Raw genomic sequence first — 22,321 nt, forward strand, 5'->3', positions numbered from 1 at the left:
GCGCGCGGAGGTCGAGCCTGGCGGCGCGGCCTGGCCATCGTGGCGCCACCGGCGGCCACGGCGCGCTTTTTCAGCCGGCGGGCAGCACGCCCACCTCGATCGCGCTCGGATGCCGCGCATCGTGATAGACGCGATGGGTGGCCTTGATGAAGTCGCCATCCTTCGCCTGGTAGATGTTGGGCACGTATTTCTGCGGGTTGCGGTCGATGAAGGGGAACCAGCTCGATTGCACCTGCACCATGATCCGGTGGCCCTTCTTGAAGGTGTGCAACACGTCGTTGAGGGTGTAGTCGACCTCGGTCGGCTTGCCGGGCACGAATGGTTCCGGCTTTTCGAAACTGTTGCGGAAGCGCCCGCGCATCGGCTCGCCGCGCACCATCTGCTGCAACCCGCCACGCGGATTCCCGCCGGCCACGCGCCCAGCCGGGGAAGACGGCGGCGGAGCATCGGGATGGACATCGATCAGTTTGACGATGAAGTCGGCATCGGTACCGGTGATCGACACCCACAGCCTGACCTTGATCGGCCCGGCGAGGGTCACGTCCTCCCGCAGCGGCGCGCTCCGGTAGACCAGCACGTCCGGGCGCCACGCGGCGAAACGCTGATCGGCGGCGATGTAGTCGCGGCTCCAGCCGGTCATGATCTCGGTGGTGTAGGGCACGGGCTTTGCCGGGTCGCTGACGTATTCGCCAAAGCCGCGAGCGGCCGTGGGCCTGACATCGAACGCCAGCCCGCCGTCCGGCTGAAAGTAGAGCGTGCGTGGTATCAGGTTCTTCGGCGGCCAGCTGGCGAAACGCTCCCATTGGTTGGCGCCGGTGCGGAACATCCACGCCTCCGGCAGACCGGCATCGCCCTCGCCTTTCAGGTGTTGCTTGAAGAAGGCGTATTCGACCGGTTGGTAATCGAGCGCGGTATCGCGGCCGAATTCGGCATCGCCCACCTTCTCGCCCTTGCCGCGCAGCCAGCCGCCGTGCGTCCACGGCCCCATCACCAGGGTGTTGCGGATACCGGGGTTGTTCCGTTCGATGGCCTGATAAATGTGCAGCGGACCGTACAGGTCTTCGGTGTCGTACCAGCCGCCGACCGTCAACACCGCCGCGCGCACGTTCTTCATTTTCGAAGGCAAATCGCGCGCTTTCCAGAAATCGTCGTAATTGGGATGCCTGACCAGGTCGTCCCAGAAGGCGATCGGCTCACGGAATCGCTTCGGCGCGTTCGAGAGCGCGCCCAGCCGCAGGTAGTAGTCGTAGCCGTCGGGTGTGCCGAAATCGTAGCGCTTGGGCGAATCGGCGCTTGGCGCGGGACGCGGATGGCCGAACCCCATCCCATGAAAGAAGCCGTAGGCCATGTTGAGGGTGAACGCGCCGTTGCGATGCATGTCGTCGCCCAGAAACCAGTTGGCGATCGGCGCCTGCGGCGAGACGGCCACCAGCGCCGGGTGGCCGTCGATCGCCGCGACCGCGCTGTAGTAACCGGGATAGGACACCCCGTGCTGCCCGACCTTGCCGTTGTTGCCGGGCAGATGCTTCAGCATCCACTCCACCGTGTCCCAGGTGTCGGTGTTGTCGTTGACCGCGCCTTCGACCGGGCGCATGTTCACGAACGTTCCTTCGGACAGGTATTTTCCGCGCACGTCCTGGCAGACGAAGATGAAACCGTCGCGTTCATAATCCTCGATGGGGTTGAGGGTTTCCTTGTATTTGTCGCCGCCGTAGGGGCCACAGGAATACGGCGTGCGCTGCATCAGGATCGGATAGCGACGCGCCGGGCCGGCATCCTTCGGCGTGTAGACCACGGTATGCAGCCTGATGCCGTCGCGCATCGGGATGGCGTGCTCGGTCTTGAGGTAGTTCGTCTTGACGTAAGCGCCGCGGCGGGGCGCCCGTTCCATCGATTCGGCCTGTTCAGCGGCCATGCCCGCCGATACGGCCGGCGACGGAATCTTGACCGGCTCTCGCGCGCAGGCGGCGATGACGAACATGCCCCCCAATAGCGGTAGAACACGATGGAGCGGCTGGGCGACGGGCATGGCGGGGCTTCCTTTCGGGCAACCCCGCATTGTTCACGGGCGGGGGAAGCGTCCTCCCCTGCCGGAAGTCATGCCCGGATCAGCCGGCCAGGCCGCGCAGTAGGTCGTTGACCGAGGTCTTGGCGCGGGTCTTTTCGTCCACCTGCTTGACGATCACCGCGCAATACAACGAATGCGAGCCATCGGCGGCCGGCAGCGAGCCGGACACCACCACGCTACCCGGCGGAATCACGCCATAGCTGATCTCCCCCGTCTCGCGGTGGTAGATGCGGGTGGACTGGCCGATGAACACGCCCATGCCGATCACGCTGTGATGGCCGACGACCACCCCCTCCACCACTTCCGAGCGCGCGCCGATGAAGCAGTGGTCCTCGATGATGGTGGGCGATGCCTGCAACGGCTCCAGCACGCCGCCAATGCCGGCGCCGCCCGAGATATGACAATGCTGGCCGACCTGCGCGCAACTGCCGACCGTGGCCCAGGTATCGACCATCGTGCCCTCGCCCACGTAGGCGCCGATATTGACGAAGCTGGGCATCAGCACCACGTCGCGGCCGAGGTGGCAGCCGCGCCGCGCCACGGTGCCCGGCACCACGCGCACGCCCTCGCGTCTGAAGGCGGCGGCATCGTAGCCATCGAAACGCAGCGGCACCTTGTCCCAGTACGGCGCCGGCGCGCCTTCCATCACCCGCATGTCGTGGGTGCGGAAATACAGCAGCACGGCTTTCTTCAGCCATTCGTTGACCCTCCAGCCGCCCTCGTTCGGCTCGGCCACGCGCATCGCGCCGGATTCCAGCCCAGCCATGCAGGCTTCGATATCGGGATGCAGGGCGGCGAGTTCATCCGCGCCCAGTTCGGCGCGGTGCTCGAAAGCCGCTTCGATGCGGCTACGCAGCGCGGGGTCGGAATCGGTCATCGGTTTTCTCCTGTATTGCTGGCGGCGAGCGCTTCGCGCAACGCCTGTTGGCGGGATTCGTCGAGCGGCTGGTCGCGCTCGTCGGTGAGCTGGAACACGTCCTCGGCACGCTCGCCGAAAGTGGCGATGCGCGCATCGTGCACGCGCAGCCGGTGCGCGCGCAAAGTCTGCGCCACTTCGGCCAGCAAGCCGGGGCGGTCGGTACAGACCAGGCTCATCACCGTGCGACGGCCATTGGCGCCGGCGCTGAACTCGATACGCGGCACGATGCGGAAATGCTGGAGGTGGCGCGGCGCGGCGCGGCGCGGCGGGCGGATGGTGGAGAGATTCTCGCGCGCAAGCACCTCTTGCAGTCGCTGCACTATCGCTTCGGCCGCGACCGGGCGGCGCGGGTCGATCGGCAACACCTGGAAAGTATCGAACACGCGGCCGTCCGGGCCGTTCAACAGCCGTGCCTGCTGGATGGCGAGACCGGCGCGATCGAACGTGGCAGCGGTCGCCGCGAACAGGCCATCGCGGTCGGGCGAATGCACGAACACTTCCAGCACACCGCTGCCGTCTTCGCCGATGGCGCGCGCGGCAACGCTCCGGGCGAGCCTCGCATTGCGCGCCAGCACGCCAGCCTGCCAGGCTACCTGGTCGGGGTGGCCCCGCAGGAAACTTTCTTCCGGCATGGTCTGGAACAGGGCGTCGGCGGCTTCCTCGCTGACGCCGTGGGCGCGCAGGATCTCGCGGGTCGCCGCGCGGGTTTCGGCGATGCGCTCGATCGCGGCCACCGGGTTTTCCAGCCCCCGCCGCAACGCCAATCGGGTAGTCATGTAAAGATCGGCCAGCAAGCGGTCCTTCCAGGCGTTCCACAGCTTGGGCGAGGTGGCGGCGATGTCGGCGCAGGTGAGCAGGTAGAGATAATCGAGCCGTTCGCGGTCGGCCACCCGCTCGGCGAAACGCTGCACGACCTCGGGGTCGGAAATATCCTGTTTCTGCGCGGTCATCGACATCAGCAGATGCTGCCGCACCAGCCAGGCGACCAGTTCGGTATCGGCGGTGGAAAGCCCCATCGCCGTGCAGAACTCGCGCGCATCGACCGCGCCCAGTTCGGAATGGTCGCCGCCACGGCCCTTGGCGATGTCGTGGAACAATCCGGCCAGGATCAGCAACCCGGGTTTGCGCAGGCGCGGCCAGACCTCGTGCGCAAGCGAGAAACGCTCGCGGCCGCCCTCGTGACGGAATAGGGCGAAATTGCCGAGCAAGGCCAGCGTGTGCTGGTCGACGGTATAGACGTGGAACAAGTCGAACTGCATGCGCCCGGTGACGCGGGCGAAAGCCGGAATCCAGCGCGAAAGCACGCCCATCTGCGACATCCGCCGGAGCGTCGTCACCACCGCGGGCTGTTGCAGCAGTTGCAGGAACTGTGCGCGCAACGCCGGCGTGGCGTGGGCATAGTCGGGCAGGCAGGGCAGGCTCTCGGCCAGCGCGCGGGCGGTTTCCGAGTGCAGGCCGGTGTCCTCCGGCAGGCCGGCCCAGACCGAGAACAGCGCCAGCACCTGGGCCGGGTCGCAATGCGGCCAATCCGGGTGGCGCGCGGCCAGCCAACGCCCGCGCAGTTCGAAGCCGGCATCCAGCGGCCTCGGGGGGGTCTCGCCTTCCAACCGTTCCTCGAAACGCTGCAACAGGCGTTCGCCGATCCGCAGCACCAGCGCGGCGCTGCGGTAGAAGCCTTGCATCATCCGCTCGACGTCGGCATTGCCGGCTTCCTCCAGCCCGTACAGACGGGCCGCCAAAAGGCGCTGGCAATCGAAACGCAGCCGCTCCTCGGGCTTGCCGGCGACCAGATGAAGGCCCCAGCGCAGCCGCTGCAACTGGCTGGCGGCGCGCAGCAGGGTTTCGCGTTCGTCCGGCCCGATCCGGCCCATCGCCTGCAAGGCTTCCAATCCACCGATGCCGTACACCCGCATCGCCATCCAGCGCAAGGTCTGCAAATCGCGCAGGCCGCCCGGCCCTTCCTTGATGTTGGGCTCCAGGTTGTCGGCGGTATCGCCGAAGCGGGCGTGGCGGCTGCGCAGTTCCTCGCGCTTGGCCAGGAAATATTCGCGCGGCGGCCAGACCACGTCGGTACCGATGGCGGCGGCCAAACGGCCTTCGTCGCCCTCGGCCCCGATCAGCGGACGCGCGTCCATCAAGGCGGTCTGGGTGCTGAGGTCGGCGGCCGCGGCTTCACCGGTGGCGGCCAGCGAACGCACCGCGTGCGAGACCGCCACGCCGGCATCCCACAATTCGGCGATGAAACTGGCGATGGCCTCGCGCGCCGCCTGTTGCGCGGCCTCTTCGCCGACGATCAGCAGATCGACGTCCGACTGCGGGTACAGACTACGCCGCCCATAGCCGCCGACGGCGAACAGTGACAAAGCGGCATTCGCGGGCAGGCAACGCGCCCAGGCTTCGCCAATCAGCGCATCCATACCATCGGCGCGGGAACGCGCCAGTCGATGCGCCGGCTCGCCGGCATCGAAGCGCACGGCGAGCCGCTCGTCCAGCGCGACCAAACGCGCCCGCGCGGCGTCGGCGTGCGGGCGGCTCACGCCGGCGGTGGCGAACCGGCGGAAAGAGTGAGCACGTCGAAGCCATCCTCGGTGACGGCGATCATGTGTTCCCACTGCGCCGAGAGCTTGCGATCCTTGGTGACGACGGTCCAGCCATCGGGCAGAAGCTTGGAGTGGCGACCGCCTTCGTTGATCATCGGCTCGATGGTGAAGGTCATGCCGGGCTTGAGCACGGTGCCCTCGCCGGGCCGACCGTAGTGCAGTACCTGCGGGTCTTCGTGGTACACGCGGCCAATGCCGTGTCCGCAGTATTCGCGCACCACGCTGAAACGCTCGCCTTCCGCGAAGCTCTGGATGGCATGGCCGATGTCGCCCAGGGTCGCGCCCGGACGCACCTGGCGGATGCCGCGCCACATCGCCTCGTAAGTCGCCTCGACCAGCCGCCGCGCCATCACCGAGGGCGTGCCGGCGTGGTACATGCGGCTGGTGTCGCCATGCCAGCCATCCTTGATGACGGTGACGTCGATGTTGACGATGTCGCCATCCTTCAGCACCTTCGCTTCGCTCGGGATGCCGTGGCAGATCACGTTGTTGACCGAGGTGCACAAGGTCTTCGGGAAACCGCGATAGCCGACGTTCGCCGGTGTCGCCTTCTGCACCTTGACGATGTGCTCATAGGCGATGCGGTCGAGCTCCTCGGTGCTGACGCCCGGGCGGACGTGCTCGCTCATCAGGTCCAGCACCTCGGCGGCCAATCGGCCGGCCTGGCGCATCTTCTCGATTTCTTCGGGCGTTTTGAAAGTGATACTCATCTCGTCATTATCCCCTACCCGCCCCGGGGATGCAGAATCAAGGATGGCCGGGCGCGCGCCCGGCCATCGGATCGGTGCGATGCGGCGGGGCGCTTACTGAATCGCGTAACCGGCCACACGCCAGGTGGCGTTTTCGTCGAGATGGAAACTGACCAGTTCCGCCACCGTCTTGCCGCCCGAGAAGCGGGTAGCGAAACGCACGCTGACGTACATGCCGGGCGGCGGCGCCTGCCTGCCACCGGCCGCATCGACCTGCTGGCGGATGACCGACAGCCACACCCGCGATTGCGGCTGACCCAGCGCGGCGCGCGAAGCCGCGACCTGGCGGATGAAGGCATCCTTGCCCATCGCCTTCTTGGCAACGCTGGAGCCGCCCTCCCACACGTCTCCGGCACGGTTGGCATCCACCAGTTGGGCGGCTTGCAAGGCCGCCATCACCATGCTGTTGGGATCGACCTCCCCAGGCGCCGGGCGCTGGACTTGCGGCCGCTGCTGCTGCGCCTGCGCGGCCGGCGGTGGCTGCCGCGCCATCGCCAGCGGGCCGAGCGAAAGCAGAAGCACGAGGGGGACAAGGATTCTTTTCATGGTTTCTCCCGGGAGTTAAGGGATGGGGTCAACCACCTTGATGCTGGCGCGCACTTCGACTCGCCGGTCCGGCGCAAGGCACTTGACCTTTGCCGGGCGCGGCAGATTATCGCTGCAACTGGCCACCGGATTACCCGCACCGATACCGATGGCGCGAATCCGCACCGACGGCACGCCTTCCGAAATCAACAGGCTTCGCACCGACTCCGCGCGCGCCTGGGCAAGCGCCAGGTTCGATGCCGAGCTGCCGATGCGATCGGCATAGGCCAGCACCTCCACGCTCTCGGTATCCGGCCCCGCCAGGCGGCGGGCCAGTTCCACCAGGCGACGACGCCCCTCCGGGTTGATGTCCTCCACCGCCGAACGACCGAAGCCGAATAAAGCGTCGTCCTCCAGCATCTTGCGTCCGCCTGCCGCCACGGCACCGGCCAGTGCGGGTGCGACCGCCAGCATTTCGGCGCAACCGGCGGGTTGCCAGTGGAAACTGCGCCCCCGGTACTGGCTGTCGAAGATCACTTTGTATTGGCAGGTGCGCACCTGCCCGCCATCGCGGAAGTTGAACAGATAGTCCCACTCGCGCACCTTGCCAAAGCCTTCGCGGAAATGCGGCCGCCCCAGCAGGTCGTAGAGCTGATCCTTGGTAACGCCGGATTCCACCAGCCGCAGGTTGTCCAGGTTGGGAAAGGTGCCGCCCGCCAGGGTGGCCCTGGCCGGATCGGGGAAACGCACCTCCCCGGCCACGCCTTCGGGTGAGATGTCGCGGCTGACGTGGGTCGTGCAACCGGCCATGACGGCTGCGGCGATGGCGGCCAACGGGATATTGATTTTCGTCTTCATGTCTCTGCTCCTGTTTCCACGGCTCACCACTGCACGCCCATGCCAGCGGAGAAGCCCCAATCTTTCGCGGTATTGCCGCTGGCCTGCGCCTTGTAGACCCAGGTGCCGTTCTCACTGATGCCGGAGAGGCCAACGGCGATACCGTACTGGCCCTGATAGCCGCCAACGCCCGCCGAAAGCATGCTCTTGCCCGGCAGATACGCCTGCGGAAGACCCGCCATCGCCATCGCCGAGGCGGTGGCGCCACGGAAATCGCGCCGCAATGTCCATACGTCGTTGCTCAGGTCGTTGAAGCGCTGGTCGGTATACGCATTGGCCTTGTTCAGGGTGTCGCTCAAGCCGGCTTTCAACTGGCCGACATTGACCGCATCGGTGGGGGCTACGCCGGCGGCGACATTGCGCACTAGGGTGGGCCCGGTACCGCCCGGGTTCAACGTCATGCTGTTGTAGTTCACGCTGCCATCGGGGTTCTTGTCGTACTGCACGCCACCGGCGGCATAACCCTTCAACTGGTTGAGGTTGACCGCATCGGTACCGTTGACGCCCGGCGCCACGTTGGTGATACGACGCTCCGCACCGATGCCGCCGACCGACACCACGTTGTCCTCGACCGCGGTGGAGCCGGCGCCGATCGCGATACTGCTGCTGCCGGTGGCCCGCGCGCCCTGGCCGATGGCCGTGCTGTTGGCGCCATCGGCCACCGACTGATTACCGACCGCGGTGCTGTTATTGCCGCTGGCCACCGCGTCGCTGCCGCCCGCCGCCGAGTTGGCGCCCGTCGGGGCCGGCGCCTTGCCGCCGGGCTGGTTCACTTGGAACATGCCGGCCGCGCCGTTCTGGATGGCCGCGATGTTGACCTCACTGGCATCCACGCGGTTGGCGAGATTGTTGATGTTGGACGTCACGCCATCCACGCGCCCGGAAAGATCGGTGACACGGCCGTCCACCGCTTCCACCGCCCGATGGGCGGCATGCAGCTGGCTGCCGTTGACCGCATCGGTGCTGTCGGCGCTGATGCGACCGGCCGCCACGTTGACCAGGACACGCTCCATCCCCACCGCGCCGATGCTGAGCACCGCATGTGGATTGGCGCCGGCATAGCGGTAGTCCACCCCGGCAATGGTGCCGCTCGGTGTGGCGACGGCATCGGTGGTGCGCGCGCCGTTGCCCAGCGCGATCGAGCCATCATGTGAAGCCAACGCATCCTTGCCGATGGCGATCGCATCGGTTCCGGTCGCGCCATCATTGTCATAATTGCCGCCGCCAATGGAGTTGACGCCGTAGTAATGCGTCTTGACCTCCATCGAGGCGGCGTTGAGCTGGGCCAGGTTCACCGCATCGGTCGGATTGATGCCCGTGCCGACATGGGTGATCGGCTGGCCGCCGGCATCGATCCCAGCCACGGTGAGGCTCGGGCCACCGGCGATGGTCAGGCCGTTGGCATTCAACAGCGTCCCGCCCGTGGTCAGGCTGTCGACGCTCAGATTGCGATTGAGCGCGACCTCCACCTTGCCCTCCTGATCCGCGCCCGTCTGGCGGATGGTCACGTTCTCGTCCCCGGTGAACGTGACCCGGCCATCCGGCGTGATGCGCGCTTGATTGCCGTTGGCATCCAGCACCGTCCAACCGGCATTGACCAGGTTGCCGACGGCGTTCAACTGGCTCATGTTGACCGCGTCGGTGGGGTTCACGCCGGCGCCGACATTGGCAATCGGCATGCCGCCGGCATCGATACCGGACACGGTGATGCTCGGCCCACCGGCCACGGCAAGGCCGTTGGCATCCAGCGTGGTGCTGTTGGCGCCATCGCTCATCTCCACGCGCGCCGCGCCATAGCGGGCCACTTTGCCAGCACCGTCATCAACGCTCAGGCCGTTGGTATCCATCACGGTGTTGCCAGTGGTGATGCTGGTCAGCGTCAGGTCGGAGTTGAGACCGAAGGTCACGTTGTTGTCAGCCGCCGACTTCGTCACCTTGAGATTGCCATCGGTGCTCGACAGATCCACCGTCGCACCCGGCGCCACGTTGCTGCCGTCGGCTCCCTGCGCCGTCAGGCGCCAGCCCGCGGAGGCCGTCGCGCTCACCGCGCCGATCGCTTCGCTCACGTTGTCGTAGGTCTTGCCGCCAACGTTCAATACCGCCGTCACCGTGCCGGTGGCCGGGTCGTAAGTGGAGCCGCCGCCCAGCGCCGTGGCCGTCGTGTCACCCAGCTTCTGTACGGTCTGGTTGGTTTGGTAAAGCTGGCTACCGTTGACCGCATCGGTACTCGCGCTCGACAGCGCGCCCGCCGTCACCCCGGTGATCTTGCCGCCGCCATCGACGTTGATGGTGACGCCGCCGAACTTCGGCGCATCCGCCATCTGGAGGTTGATCGCACCCGTCGTCGGATCGGTCACTGTCTTGAGGTTGCCGCCGCTGTAGCTCCCCGCCGTCGCCGCTTCTCCCTTGATCGCCAGCGTCTGTCCAAGGTCGCGATGCACTTCACCGGCACCGTTGTCGTTGCCGGTGAACTTCATGCCCTTGCTGGTCATGTCGCTCTTGGCCGTCTCCAACTGCGACAGGTTCACCGCGTCGTTGGCCGAGGTGCCGTTGGCCACGTTGTGGATTTGTGTCGCCGTGCCTCCTTTGTTCAGCGTGACGCTGTTGGAGTTGACCGTGCCATCCGCATTGAGGTCGTACTGCACCGCGCGATTGCCCAGCGCGCTCACCGCCTGGTTCGTCGCATGCAACTGGCTGCCGTTGACCGCCTGATTGCTGGTCGCGCTCACCTCGCCCGCCGCCACGTTGTGAATCGTCGTCGCCGCCGCCCCTGGATTCATCGTGACGCGGGCATAGTCCACCTCGCCCGGGTCCACCTCGCCATTGCCGTTGGTGTCGGTCCAGTCGTACTTCACCGCACGCTCGTTCGCCGCGCTGGCCGTAGCCGCCACGGTATTGAGCTGCGACAAGTTCACCGCATCGGTGGCGGAAACGCCGTTGGCCACGTTGCCGATGATTTTGTTGCCGGCGTCGATGCCGGCCGTGGTCACACTGGGGCCACCGGCAATGGTCAATCCATTGCTGTTGACGGTAGTGCCTCCATTGGTCAAGCCATTGGTATCGATCCGCGTGTTGCCGGCGGTCACACTGGTGATAGTCAGGTCGGGGTTCAGGCCGAAGGTCACGTTGTTGTCAGTCGCCGACTTCGTCACCTTGAGATTGCCATCGGTGCTCGACAGATCCACCGTCGCGCCCGGGGCCACGTTGCTGCCGTTGGCCCCCTGCGCGGTCAGGTTCCAGCCCGCGGAGGCCGTCGCGTTCACCGCGCCAATCGCGTCGTTCACGCTGTTGTAGGTCTTACCACCCACGTTCAGCACCGTGGTCACCGTGCCGTCGGCATTCGCGGTCGAGTTGCCGCCCATGCCACTGGCCAGACTGCTAGCTACGTTGTTCACCGATTGGTTGGTCGTATACAACTGACTGCCGTTGACCGCATCGGTGCTGGCAGCCGACAGCGTGCCCGCCGCCACGCCGGTGATGGTATTGCCGCCGTTGTCGAGACCCACGTTCGTCAAACTCACCGGGCCCTTCGGGCCACCACTGACCGTTACGCCGCCGTTGTTCAGCACCGTGTTGCCGGCGGTCACACTGGTGATAGTCAGGTCGGACGTGGTTGCGATCGTCAGTTTGTTCGGGTCGGTGCCGTCGCGCGTCACGGCAATGTTGTTGCCTTGCTGCACAGTCACCGTGCCACCCGAAGCGACATTGCTCGCCGCATCGCCGTTGGCACTGAGATTCCAGCCTGCGGAGGCCGTCGCGTTCACCGCATCGACCGCCTCGTTCACGCTGTTGTAAGTCTTGCCGCCAACGTTCAATATCGCCGTCACCGCGCCGGTGGCGGGATCATAAGTGGAACCGCCACCCAACGCCTTGACCGTTGTATTGCCCAGGTTTTGCACCGTTTGGTTGGTCTGGTACAACTGGCTGCCGTTGACCGCATCGGTACTCGCGCTCGACAGCGTGCCCGCCGTCACGCCGGTGATCTTGCCGCCGCCATCGACGTTGATGGTGACGCCGCCGAACTTCGGCGCATCCGCCATCTGGAGGTTGATCGCACCCGTCGTCGGATCGGTCACTGTCTTGAGGTTGCCGCCGCTGTAATTGCCGGCCGAGCTCGCCCCGCCCTGGATCGCCAGCGTCTCGCCCAGGTTGCGGTGCACGTCGCCGGCGGTCTTGTCGTTGCCGGTGAACTTCATACCCTTGCTGGTCATGTCGCTCTTGGCCGTCTCCAACTGCGACAGATTCACCGCGTCGTTGGCCGAGGTGCCGTTGGCCACGTTGCCTATCCGCGTACCCGTTCCTGCCGAACCAAGCGTGATGCTGCCGCGGTTGACCGTTCCGTCCGTATTGACGTCGTACTGCACCGCGCGATTGCCCAGCGCGCTCACCGCCTGGTTCGTCGCAAACAGCTGGCTGCCGTTCACCGCATCCGTGCTGCTGGCGCTCACCTGCCCCGCCGCCACGTTGACGATCTGTCGCTCCTTGCCCGCCGCGCCCACGCTCACCACGCCATTGGCCGCCGAACCGACGCCGGCGTAGTTGTAGGTCACGCCATTGATGCTGGTGCTACTCACCGCCGTGGCCGCGCGGTCGGCGCTAGCATTACCCAATACCACGCTGTTGGCCTGCGTGGCGGTTACGCCATTGCCCACCACGAAGGTGTTGTCCTGCGCGATGGTGTTGTTGTTGCCAAGTGCATAACTTCCGCTGCCCTTGACGGTATTCGGGTCACCAATAGCGCCGGAGTTAGCGCCACTAACCTGATTGCCAGTACCGATAGCGATAGTGTTCCCGGCAATGGCTTGCGCACCCTTACCGATGGCAATAGCGTTGGCCCCGGTGGTTACGCTGGAATCACCAATGGCCACACCGCTGGTAGCTCCCGCATTGACCCGAGAAGACACACCCAACGCAACGGAATTATTGGCTGCCGCATAAGCACCCCGATTCGCCGAGGTGGATGTCCCCGCCTGCGGGGTATTCGCCGCCCCTCCCATGGCAATGGCATTGATAACGTTGGGCGCAACGACAGCGCGGGCACCTACCGCGGTACTGTAATTACCCCCCTGCAACACCTGCGCATTGGCGCCGATGGCGGTACCAGAATCCACGGAACCATAACTTATCGCACCCAATGCCGTTCGGCCGACAGCGCTACTAAAACCAACGGCCGATGAATTTTTCGACCCGACACCAATCACTATACCGGCCCCCACCCCCATGCTTTGCGTACCTTGAACATTTGCCAGATCACCAATCGCGATCGTCCTGAAATCAGCCTCACTCGGCACTACGACACCTGATTTTCCTGACACAGATCCCGACCCAATGGCTATGCCATTGATAGCATATACGCGAGCCCCTGAGTTCATATCATTCAGCAATTCATCCCCACCTTCATTATTTACATGACGACGCGAGCCAATGGCAATACCGCCAGCCGCACTCGCACTTGCGTTTGCGCCCGAACCCAGCGCAATACTATTTCCAGCCTCCGCCTTAGCATTAATACCCGAATTGTCTCGCGCACCAATCGCAATGGATTTTTCGCCTCCTGCACTGGCCCCGTAACCCATCGAAATAGATCGAGCACCGGAACTCCCTGCGCTCGAACCAACCGCAATGGCATCAACACCAGACGCACCATCGTTATCGTAGTTGCTACCCACTCCGGTTACGGAAGAGCGAACACTGTAGTAGTGCATCTGCCCAGACCCAAGTGTGTTGGCAACGGCATATAGTTGAGAACCATTGACGGCATCGGTACTGGCGGCGGTGAGCGCGCCGGCGGCCACGTTCTTCACCTGACGCTCGTAACCGGCAGCGCCCACCGAAACCTGCATGCCGGAATCACCCACGGTACCCGCGAAACCAGTGAAAGTACGCCCACCAATGACCGCGGTATCGATATCGGCGGCATCGGTACCGGTGGTGGCGCCGGTACCCAGCGCCACCGAACCGGTCTTGCTGGCAATGGCCGAGCCGCCCAACGCCAGCGCCCCGGTACCGGTGGCGAAGGAATTGAACCCGAGCACGGTGGAAAAATCCCCCTGCGCCTGGGATTGCGCGCCAACCGCGAGCGATGCCTGGCCGGTGGCGCTGGTGCCGTAATAAATACCGTTCTTATCCGCCGCCATGAGGTTGCGGTAGGTGTCGTTGGCCCGAGCACCGGTCAAGCCGAAATAAGGCTCCAGTGTGCTATTGGTGATCTCCGCGATCTTGCGCGCATCGACCGTATCGTCGCTACCGATGGCAATACCGGAGTTGCCGGTGACAACGACATTGTTGCCCACGGCCACCGATTGGGAAACGGTAACGTAGTTTACCGAACCGATCACGGTGACTTGTTCAAGCGGGTCACCGGTCGTACCAACGTACGAACCCTGATAGCAGACGCCACTCCTGCGAACCGTGGAAGTGGCCAGCGGGGTGGATCCATGCCAGTTGCAGTCGTCGCCCACATCGCTGCTTTTCTCTTTCAGCAACGGGATACTGGACACTGGCGTGACCGTCTGCGCCCAAGCGACACCGCCACCGGCCAGCCCACAGAAAAGAAGTAGGGCGGGCACCATCGCCCGGCAGAGAGGCGTCATCAGTGTCAGACATTGACGCTTCTCAACCACTGCGCCAGAGCCTCCCATATGCCCCGTCGCCAGTTCGGAGGCGACGACCATCGCGCCTAATTCACGGCTCCATACGAGACGATATATCTTGTTCACGGCAAATCTCCAGGTAATGAAGTTAACGAATACGAGGGGAAGAGCGTCAAAGTAAAAATATGACGCAATTTTTATTCAAGAAAAATTGAAGCAACCATCATGCCAACACCGTGACGGATGCCACAATTGATATGCCAACCCTCTCAGTTGCTGAACAAAATTTGAACATGTCGGCGCTCAATCCGTCCGCTGCCCACCGACCGCCATCGCCGTGTTAAATTGCCCGCCCCTGCCACGGCAGGCCGTCCACACCGCACGTCAGCGGTGAATACACACCTGCTGTTGCAACCCATGCCGGGGTGTCCTGTCACCATCCATCGATGGCCGCCGGGATCTGTCATGGAGGCCGCAGGGAGGCCCAACCCCGGAACCACGCCCCTACCCGGGCGTCCGCCGTCCATTTCTTCCCGGCGGAGGTTCCATCACCTCTAAGGAAACCTAGCAATGCCCCAGATCACCATGCGCCAGATGCTGGAAGCCGGCGTGCACTTCGGCCACCAGACCCGCTACTGGAACCCCAAGATGGGTCCGTACATCTTCGGCGCCCGCGGCAAGATCCACATCATCAACCTGGAAAGCACCGTCCCGCTGTTCAACGACGCGATGAATTTCCTCTCGAAGATCGCGCAGAAGCGCGGCGTGGTGCTGTTCGTCGGCACCAAGCGCAGCGCCCGCGACGCCATCAAGGAAGAAGCCGAACGCTGCGGCATGCCCTTCATGACCCAGCGCTGGCTGGGCGGCACCCTGACCAACTTCGCCACCATCAAGAAGTCGGTCGCCCGCCTGAAGGAACTGGAAGCCGCCGAAACCGACGGCACCTTCCAGAAACTGGTCAAGCACGAAGTGCTGGGCCTGCGCCGCGAGCGCGACAAGCTGGAAGCCAGCCTCGGCGGCATCAAGGACATGAACCGGCTGCCGGATGCCCTGTTCGTGATCGACATCGGCCATGAAGACATCGCCATCAAGGAAGCCAAGACTCTGGGTATCCCGGTGATCGCCGTGGTCGACACCAACTACGATCCGAACCTGGTGGATTACGCCATCCCGGGCAACGACGACGCCATCCGCGCCGTGCAGCTCTACGCGCGCGCCGCCGCCGACGCCGTACTGGAAGGCAAGGCCGCCGCGCCGAACGCCGCCTCGGTGAGCGAAGAGGAATTCGCCCAGGCCGACGCCGACAAGCCGGCCCGCAAGCCCGCCGCCAAGAAGGCGGCCGCGAAGAAGGCCGATGACGGCGAAGCCGCCCCCGCCGCCCAAGAAGCCGCCGAGTAATCACCGCGTCATCCGGCCATGCCAACGTGCATGGCTGGCCTTATCCCCGCAGCGCAGCCCTGCCCGGCGTTATCGCCGGCATGCCGCCCAGCGCTGCCGAGCAAACATATAAAGGAATCGCAATGGCTGAAATCACCGCATCCCTGGTCAAGGAACTGCGCGAGCGCACCGGCGCCGGCATGATGGAATGCAAGAAGGCGCTCACCGAGAACAACGGCGACATCGAAGCCGCCGCCGACTGGCTGCGCAAGACCGGCCTGGCCAAGGCCGACAAGAAAGCCGACCGCGTCGCCGCCGAAGGCCGCATCGGCATGGCCCAGGCGCCGGGCAAGGCCGCGCTGGTGGAAGTGAACTCGGAAACCGATTTCGTGGCGAAGGACGGCAACTTCACCGGCTTCGTCGACGCCGTCGCCCAGGCCGCGCTGGACGCCGCCGACATCGAAGCGCTCAAGGCCGCCCGGATCGGCGATGCCACAGTCGAGGAAACCCGCGCCGCCGTCGTCGCCAAGGTGGGCGAGAACGTGCAGTTGCGCCGCATGGTTCACATCGACAGCGAAGGCGTGATCGGCGCCTACGTCCATGGCGGGCGCATCGGTGTGCTGGTGGAGCTGAAAGGCGGCAACGAAGAGCTGGCCCGCGGCATCGCCATGCACGTGGCGGCGATGAACCCGCCCTACATCTCGCCCGCCCACGTGCCGGCCGAGTTCGTCGAGCGCGAGAAAGCCATCGCCCTGGAACAAGTCAAGGATTCGGGCAAGCCCGCCGACATCCTGGAGAAGATGATCTCCGGCAAGATCACCAAGATCGTCAACGAAGTCACCCTGACCGGCCAGCCCTACGTGCTGAACACCGACCAGACCGTCGAAGCCACCCTGAAAGCCGCCGGCGCGGAAGTGCTGCGTTTCGAGCGCCTGGCCGTCGGCGAAGGCATCGAAAAGGTCAAGGAAGACTACGCCGCCGAAGTGATGAAGCAGGCCGGCCTGGCCTGACCGGGAACCCCGGCGCCACGATGATCGCGGCGCTCATCATCCCTCAAACTTCCGCAGTTGCGAAGAACCCGCCGAATGGCGGGTTCTTCGTTTCCGGCATTGGCCCGGCTCAACCGCCTCCGCTCTGGAAAGTCCGCTCTTCGTAGGGCTGCACCACCACCCACCCCTCGCCCGCGAACTTCAACTGAATACTCTCGCCGGAAGTGCGTCCGACCAGCGTGCCCAGCGAGATGTCGGTGACGATCTCCGGCTCCAGATTGCCCGACCACGCCACGGTGGCATTGGGATCGGTGAACACCGGGCCGCCAGCCGCGCTCACCCCCAGGGTCAGCGGCTGGTAATGCGACGTAATGGCCACGATCCCGTTGCCCGAAAGCCGCACGTTGAACAGGCCGCCGGCCATCATCCCGGCGACCCGCCGCATCATGGTGATCCGGTTGTCGATGCCGGCCTCGAACGCGAGCACGTCGTTGCCGTTGACGAAGATCGACTCCCCGCCTAGCCGCAGCAGGCCGATCTTCTTGCCGGCATCGGCGAGATAGGCGCGGCCCCGCCCTTCCATCTTCATCAGCTGCATGCCCTCGCCGCTGACCGCCTTCTTCAGCAGATTGCCGAGCCCCTGCTCCAGCAGGCCCTGGCGGGTGAACTTGACGTTGCCGGTGCGCGCCACCATCGAACCGGCCTTGGCCCAGACCAGCCCATCCAGACGCACCTCCAGCATGCGGTCACTCTCCAGCTCGAAGATTTCACCGGCGCCGATTTCGTCGCGCTCGCGCGAATCCGAAAGAAATTCCTGCAAAGTCTTGACCGCCATACGCCTGCTCCACACCAAGGGATTCGGCAATCCTAACCCACGCCAGTGGACCGCCCCGGATCGCTGCACGGTCGCATGCGCGGAGTAGAATGGCGCATTTCCCGAAGCCCTCCGGAGCCGCCATGTCCCAGCTCGCCCATCGCCGTGTCCTTTTGAAACTGTCCGGCGAGGCGCTGATGGGCGGCGAAGACTACGGCATCGACCCGAAAGTGCTGAACCGGATCGCCCGCGAGGTGATCGAAGCCCGTGAAGCGGGCGCGGAAATCGCCCTGGTGATCGGCGGCGGCAACATCTTCCGCGGCGCCGGCCTGGCCGCCGGCGGCATGGACCGGGTCACTGGCGACCAAATGGGCATGCTGGCCACCGTCATCAACGCGCTGGCGATGCAGGATGCGCTGGAGAAGCTCGGCGGCAAGGCCCGCGTCATGAGCGCGCTCAAGATCAACGATGTCTGCGAAGACTACATCCGCCGGCGCGCCATCCGGCATATGGAAAAGGGCCGGATCACCATTTTCGCCGCCGGCACCGGCAATCCGTTCTTCACCACCGATTCGGGCGCCGCCCTGCGCGCCATCGAGATCGGCGCCGACCTGCTGCTCAAAGCCACCAAGGTCGATGGCGTGTACGACAAGGACCCGAAGAAGCACGCCGACGCGGTGCGCTTCGACAAACTCGATTACAGCGAGGTCATCGCCCGCAACCTAGAGGTGATGGACACCGCCGCCTTCGCCCTGGCCCGAGACGCCGAACTGCCGATGCGCATCTTCGACATGGAGCAGCCGGGCGTACTGCTGAAGATTCTCCGCGGCGAGAACATCGGCACCCTGGTCCACGGCCGCCGCCGCGTCTGACTCCGCAGTCGCCTGGCCCGGCCCGATATCCGAATGGGGAATCCCACCGTTCGGCCGATCGACGCGTGCGACATCGACATCGGGAGCGCATCGGCGCGGAACGGCGATGACGCCGCGCTTCCCGATATCGGCCCGCCGGTGATGCACGACACCCCGCCACGCACGCATCGAAAACCACCCCACGGACATCCGGCGGCCCGCCCAGGCATCACCTATAATCCCCCGCTTACGTTTCCGTGAGACCGGGCCATGATCAAGGACATCCACAAGGACGCGCAGACGCGCATGCAAAAGAGCATCGAGGCGTTGCGCCACGACTTGGCCAAGGTCCGCACCGGCCGCGCCACCACCGCGCTTGTCGACCACGTCAAGGTCAACAGCTACGGCTCGGACATGCCGCTCTCGCAAGTCGCCAGCGTGACCGTGAGCGACGCCCGCTCGCTCACCATCACCCCCTGGGACAAGCAGATGGTCGCGGCGGTCGAGAAAGCGATCATCAACTCCGACCTCGGCCTGACCCCGAACACCGCGGGCATGACCATCCGCATCAACATCCCGCCGCTGACCGAGGAGCGTCGCAAGGAGCTGACCAAGGTGGTTCACGGCGAGGGCGAGAACGCCAAGGTCGCCATCCGCAACATCCGCCGCGACGCCAACCAGAAGGTCAAGGATCTGCTGAAGGACAAATCGGTGTCCGAGGACGACGTGCGCAAGAGTGAGGACGACGTGCAGAAGATGACCGACAAGGCGATCAAGGACGTGGACGACGTGCTCAAGGCGAAGGAGCAGGAGCTGATGGCGGTCTGAGTGGCGCCGTCACGCTCGCCCGCCCGATGCCCGCAGCGGCGCCCGGCACCGGCCACCCCCTTCCCCCTCGATACGCCGGCCCCGCTTCAGCCGGCGCTTTCTTCGTGGCCTTCACTCACGGCGGCCCTTGAGTCCCACAGATGAGTGAAACCAGCCCCCGTAGCACACCGCGCCACCTTGCCGTCATCATGGATGGCAACGGGCGCTGGGCCGAGCAACGTCGCCGGCCGCGCCTCATCGGCCATCGCGCCGGCGCGCGCGCGGTGCAGACCTGCGTGGAGTTCTGCCTGGAACAGGACGTGGAAGCGTTGACGCTGTTCGCTTTCTCCAGCGAGAACTGGGGCCGGCCGCCGGAGGAAGTCAGCGGCCTGATGAAGCTGTTCACCGGTACCCTCGACCGCGAAGTGGACGAGCTGCACCAGCGCGGCGTCCGCCTGCGATTCATCGGCGAACCGGCGCGCTTCTCCGATGCCATCCGCCGTCGCATGCGGGCCGCCGAGGCGTTGACCGCCGGCAATGCGCGGATGACGCTCGCCATCGCCGCCAGCTATGGCGGCCGCCAGGACATCGTGGCCGCCGCGCGCGCGCTGGCGGCCGAGGCCGCCGCCGGCCGCCTGGCCGCCGGCGACATCGACGAGGCGCTGTTCGGCCGCCACGTCGCATTGGCCGACCTGCCGCCGCCCGACCTGATGATCCGCACCGGCGGCGACCAGCGCATCAGCAACTTCTTGCTCTGGCAGCTGGCCTACGCGGAACTGTGGTTCACCGAAAGGTTGTGGCCGGAGCTGGATGCCGCCACACTGCGGCGCGCTTTCGACGATTACGCCAACCGCCAACGCCGCTTCGGACTCACCGGCGCGCAAGTGGACGGCGCGGCCAAGGACCCTGTTTCGCAATGACCAAGACCCGTGTTCTCGCCGCCCTCGTCATGGGGCCCGCGGCCATCGCCGCCGTATTGCTTCTGCCCACCCCCTGGATGATGCTGCTGGCCGCGCTGGTCTTCCTCGGCGGGTTGTGGGAATGGTTCCGTCTGGCCGGGGTCGAAGACACCCTGCCGCGCACCTTCCTGATCGCCGCCAACCTGCTGCTGATGGTGACCATCGCCTGGGCCTCGCGCGGCGCGCAAGGCGGCTCGATGGCGCTGTTCCATGTCGGCATGCTGGTCGGCGTGGCGTTCTGGTGGCTAGCGGTGCTCTGGCTCCGCTACCCATCCTTCAGTCTGGAAGACAACGCCCGCAACCGCGCGACCAAGCTCGTCGCCGGCACGCTCGCGGTGGTACCGGCCTGGTGCGCGCTGGTGGTGATCCACGGCGACCCCAACGGCGCCGACCCAACTCGCCTGATTCCGCGCAATCACCTGTGGCTGCTGGCCGCGCTGATGATCGTGTGGATGGCCGACACCGGCGCCTACTTCGCCGGCCGCAAGTTCGGCCGCCGCAAACTGGCGCCCGACACCAGCCCGAACAAGACGGTCGAGGGACTGCTCGGCGGGCTACTGGCGGCGGTGCTGGTCGGCCTCGCCTTCGGCGCGCTGGCCGGCGCCGGCCTCGGGCAACTGCCCTGGGTGGCGCTCGCGGCGCTCAGCACCGCCATCGCCTCGGTCATCGGCGACCTGTTCGAAAGCCTGCTGAAGCGCCAAGCCGGCGTGAAGGATTCCAGCGACCTGATTCCCGGCCACGGCGGCATCCTCGACCGCGTCGACAGCGTCCTGGCGGCGCTGCCGGTGTTCGCGCTGTGCAAGGCCAGCTTCGGATTCTGAGCATGAACGCGCCACAGCGCATCACCCTGTTAGGCGCCACCGGCTCGGTCGGCGCCTCGGCGCTGGACGTGATCGCCCGCCATCCCGATCGCTACCGGGTGGCGGCACTGGCCGCCGGCCACCGGGTCGCCGAGTTGGTGGCGCTGTGCATCGCCCACCGCCCGGACCACGCGGTGATCGCCGACGAAAGCCGCCATGCCGAATTGCGCGCCGCCCTGGCCGCGGCCGGCCTGGCCACCGAGGCTCACGCAGGAATGGCCGCCATCGCCCAATTGGCCGCCTCCGATGCCTGCGACACGGTGATCGCCGCGATCGTCGGCGCCGCCGGCCTGCCCTCCACCCTGGCCGCCGCCCGGGCCGGCAAGCGCCTGCTGCTGGCCAACAAGGAATCGCTGGTGCTGGCCGGCGAACTTCTGATGCGCGAAGTGGCCGCCTCCGGCAGCGTGCTGGTACCGATCGACAGCGAGCACAACGCGATCTTCCAGTGCCTGCCCGAAGGCCGCGCCAGCGACACGGTGGCGAAGCTCGTCCTGACCGCCTCCGGTGGGCCGTTCCGCGGCCGCACGCGGGACGAACTGGCCTCGGTCACGCCCGCGCAGGCCATCGCCCACCCCAAATGGTCGATGGGCCCGAAAATCTCGGTCGACTCCGCCACCCTGATGAACAAGGGGCTGGAAGTCATCGAGGCGCACCATCTGTTCGCCCAGCCCGGCGAGCGCATCGAAGTGCTGGTGCATCCGCAATCGCTGGTGCATTCGCTGGTCGAATTCGTCGATGGCTCCACGCTGGCCCAGCTCGGCCTGCCGGACATGCGCACCACGCTGGCGGTCGGACTGGCGTGGCCGGCGCGGGTGGCCTCCGGCGTCGCGGGGCTGGATCTGGTCGCCCAGGGCGGCCGGCTGGATTTCGAGCCACCCGATCTCGCCACCTTCCCCTGCCTGCGACTCGCGTTCGCCGCGCTGGCCGCCGGCGGCACCGCGCCGGCCATGCTCAATGCGCTCAATGAAGAAGCCGTTTCAGCCTTTCTTCAGGGCAGGATTGGTTTTCTGGACATCCCCGCGCTGGTCGAAGATGGTCTGGCCGCGCTCCCTTCCGCTCCCGCGGAATCGCTCGCCGTGCTCGCCGAGGCCGACCGTGCCGCGCGCGCCCATGCGCAGGCGGCGATCTCGCGGCAGGATGCCTGATGTATTGCATACCGTTCGTCCATTCCCCGCTGCCGGCCACTGTACGCTCCACGCCTGCCAGTCATCCTGACGCCCTCCCCCTGCGCGCGCAGGCACACCGCAGGATCGTCGCCGTGCCGCCCCCGATCGCCGCCGCCCTCCGCGCACCTGCGCCCGCGTCCCACTGGA

The 22,321-nt window shown here is 65.8% G+C and carries 15 protein-coding genes; 7 read left to right on the plus strand and 8 right to left on the minus strand.

Annotated elements, in window-relative coordinates; all coding sequences use genetic code 11:
* Positions 1-70 precede the first annotated feature (70 nt).
* The 7 genes from EBB59_RS08235 to EBB59_RS08265 all read right to left on the minus strand — a co-directional run bounded on the left by EBB59_RS08235 (position 71) and on the right by EBB59_RS08265 (position 14,477).
* Positions 71-2,029 carry a CocE/NonD family hydrolase gene (locus EBB59_RS08235; protein ID WP_211327715.1) on the minus strand — a complete coding sequence of 653 codons (1,959 nt, stop codon included), beginning with the start codon at positions 2,027-2,029 and terminating at the stop codon, positions 71-73.
* Positions 2,030-2,108: 79 nt separating this feature from the next.
* Entirely contained in the window at positions 2,109-2,945 is an 837-nt protein-coding gene (gene dapD / locus EBB59_RS08240) for a 2,3,4,5-tetrahydropyridine-2,6-dicarboxylate N-succinyltransferase (RefSeq protein WP_122101679.1), read from the minus strand.
* Positions 2,942-5,524: a [protein-PII] uridylyltransferase gene (gene glnD, locus EBB59_RS08245; protein ID WP_122101680.1), complete on the minus strand. Its 2,583-nt coding sequence runs from the start codon at positions 5,522-5,524 to the stop codon at positions 2,942-2,944. Before glnD ends, dapD begins: the two co-directional genes overlap by 4 nt.
* Positions 5,521-6,297, minus strand: coding sequence for a type I methionyl aminopeptidase (gene map, locus EBB59_RS08250; protein ID WP_122101681.1), 777 nt, complete (start codon positions 6,295-6,297; stop codon positions 5,521-5,523). The genes glnD and map overlap by 4 nt, the downstream gene beginning before the upstream one ends.
* 93 nt (positions 6,298-6,390) lie before the next feature.
* Entirely contained in the window at positions 6,391-6,882 is a 492-nt protein-coding gene (locus EBB59_RS08255; protein WP_245979183.1) for a DUF4019 domain-containing protein, read from the minus strand.
* A gap of 15 nt (positions 6,883-6,897) precedes the next feature.
* A complete protein-coding gene (locus tag EBB59_RS08260) occupies positions 6,898-7,719 on the minus strand; it encodes an OmpA family protein (RefSeq protein ID WP_122101682.1) in 822 nt (273 codons plus the stop codon).
* 23 nt (positions 7,720-7,742) lie between these two features.
* On the minus strand, positions 7,743-14,477 hold the full coding sequence (locus EBB59_RS08265; RefSeq protein ID WP_122101683.1) for a YadA-like family protein: 6,735 nt from the start codon (positions 14,475-14,477) through the stop codon (positions 7,743-7,745).
* A 444-nt stretch (positions 14,478-14,921) separates the two neighbouring features.
* Here EBB59_RS08265 and rpsB point away from each other — a divergent pair, with 444 nt between their 5' ends.
* Together rpsB and tsf are read left to right on the plus strand one after the other, a co-directional pair.
* Positions 14,922-15,749 (plus strand): 30S ribosomal protein S2, encoded by an 828-nt coding sequence (gene rpsB / locus EBB59_RS08270; RefSeq protein WP_122101684.1) that lies wholly within the window; start codon positions 14,922-14,924, stop codon positions 15,747-15,749.
* A gap of 122 nt (positions 15,750-15,871) precedes the next feature.
* Positions 15,872-16,738 carry a translation elongation factor Ts gene (gene tsf, locus EBB59_RS08275; RefSeq protein ID WP_122101685.1) on the plus strand — a complete coding sequence of 289 codons (867 nt, stop codon included), beginning with the start codon at positions 15,872-15,874 and terminating at the stop codon, positions 16,736-16,738.
* Positions 16,739-16,847: 109 nt separating this feature from the next.
* On the opposite strand, the gene EBB59_RS08280 is transcribed toward tsf, so the two are convergent.
* A complete protein-coding gene (locus EBB59_RS08280; RefSeq protein WP_122101686.1) occupies positions 16,848-17,552 on the minus strand; it encodes an AIM24 family protein in 705 nt (234 codons plus the stop codon).
* A gap of 122 nt (positions 17,553-17,674) precedes the next feature.
* On the opposite strand from EBB59_RS08280, the gene pyrH reads away from it, so the two are divergent.
* From pyrH to EBB59_RS08305, 5 genes are all read left to right on the plus strand, one after another.
* Entirely contained in the window at positions 17,675-18,403 is a 729-nt protein-coding gene (gene pyrH / locus EBB59_RS08285; protein WP_122101687.1) for a UMP kinase, read from the plus strand.
* 249 nt (positions 18,404-18,652) lie between these two features.
* Positions 18,653-19,210: a ribosome recycling factor gene (gene frr / locus EBB59_RS08290; protein ID WP_122101688.1), complete on the plus strand. Its 558-nt coding sequence runs from the start codon at positions 18,653-18,655 to the stop codon at positions 19,208-19,210.
* A 140-nt stretch (positions 19,211-19,350) separates the two neighbouring features.
* Positions 19,351-20,109, plus strand: a complete 759-nt coding sequence (gene uppS, locus EBB59_RS08295) for a polyprenyl diphosphate synthase (protein ID WP_122101689.1) — start codon at positions 19,351-19,353, stop codon at positions 20,107-20,109.
* Positions 20,106-20,969: a phosphatidate cytidylyltransferase gene (locus EBB59_RS08300; protein WP_122101690.1), complete on the plus strand. Its 864-nt coding sequence runs from the start codon at positions 20,106-20,108 to the stop codon at positions 20,967-20,969. Before uppS ends, EBB59_RS08300 begins: the two co-directional genes overlap by 4 nt.
* 2 nt (positions 20,970-20,971) lie before the next feature.
* The gene (locus EBB59_RS08305) at positions 20,972-22,153 is read left to right on the plus strand and encodes a 1-deoxy-D-xylulose-5-phosphate reductoisomerase (protein ID WP_122101691.1); all 1,182 of its coding nucleotides are present in this window, start codon (positions 20,972-20,974) and stop codon (positions 22,151-22,153) included.
* The last annotated feature ends 168 nt before the right edge of the window (positions 22,154-22,321 follow it).

It is taken from the genome of Solilutibacter pythonis (assembly GCF_003697345.1).
Lineage (GTDB): Bacteria > Pseudomonadota > Gammaproteobacteria > Xanthomonadales > Xanthomonadaceae > Solilutibacter > Solilutibacter pythonis.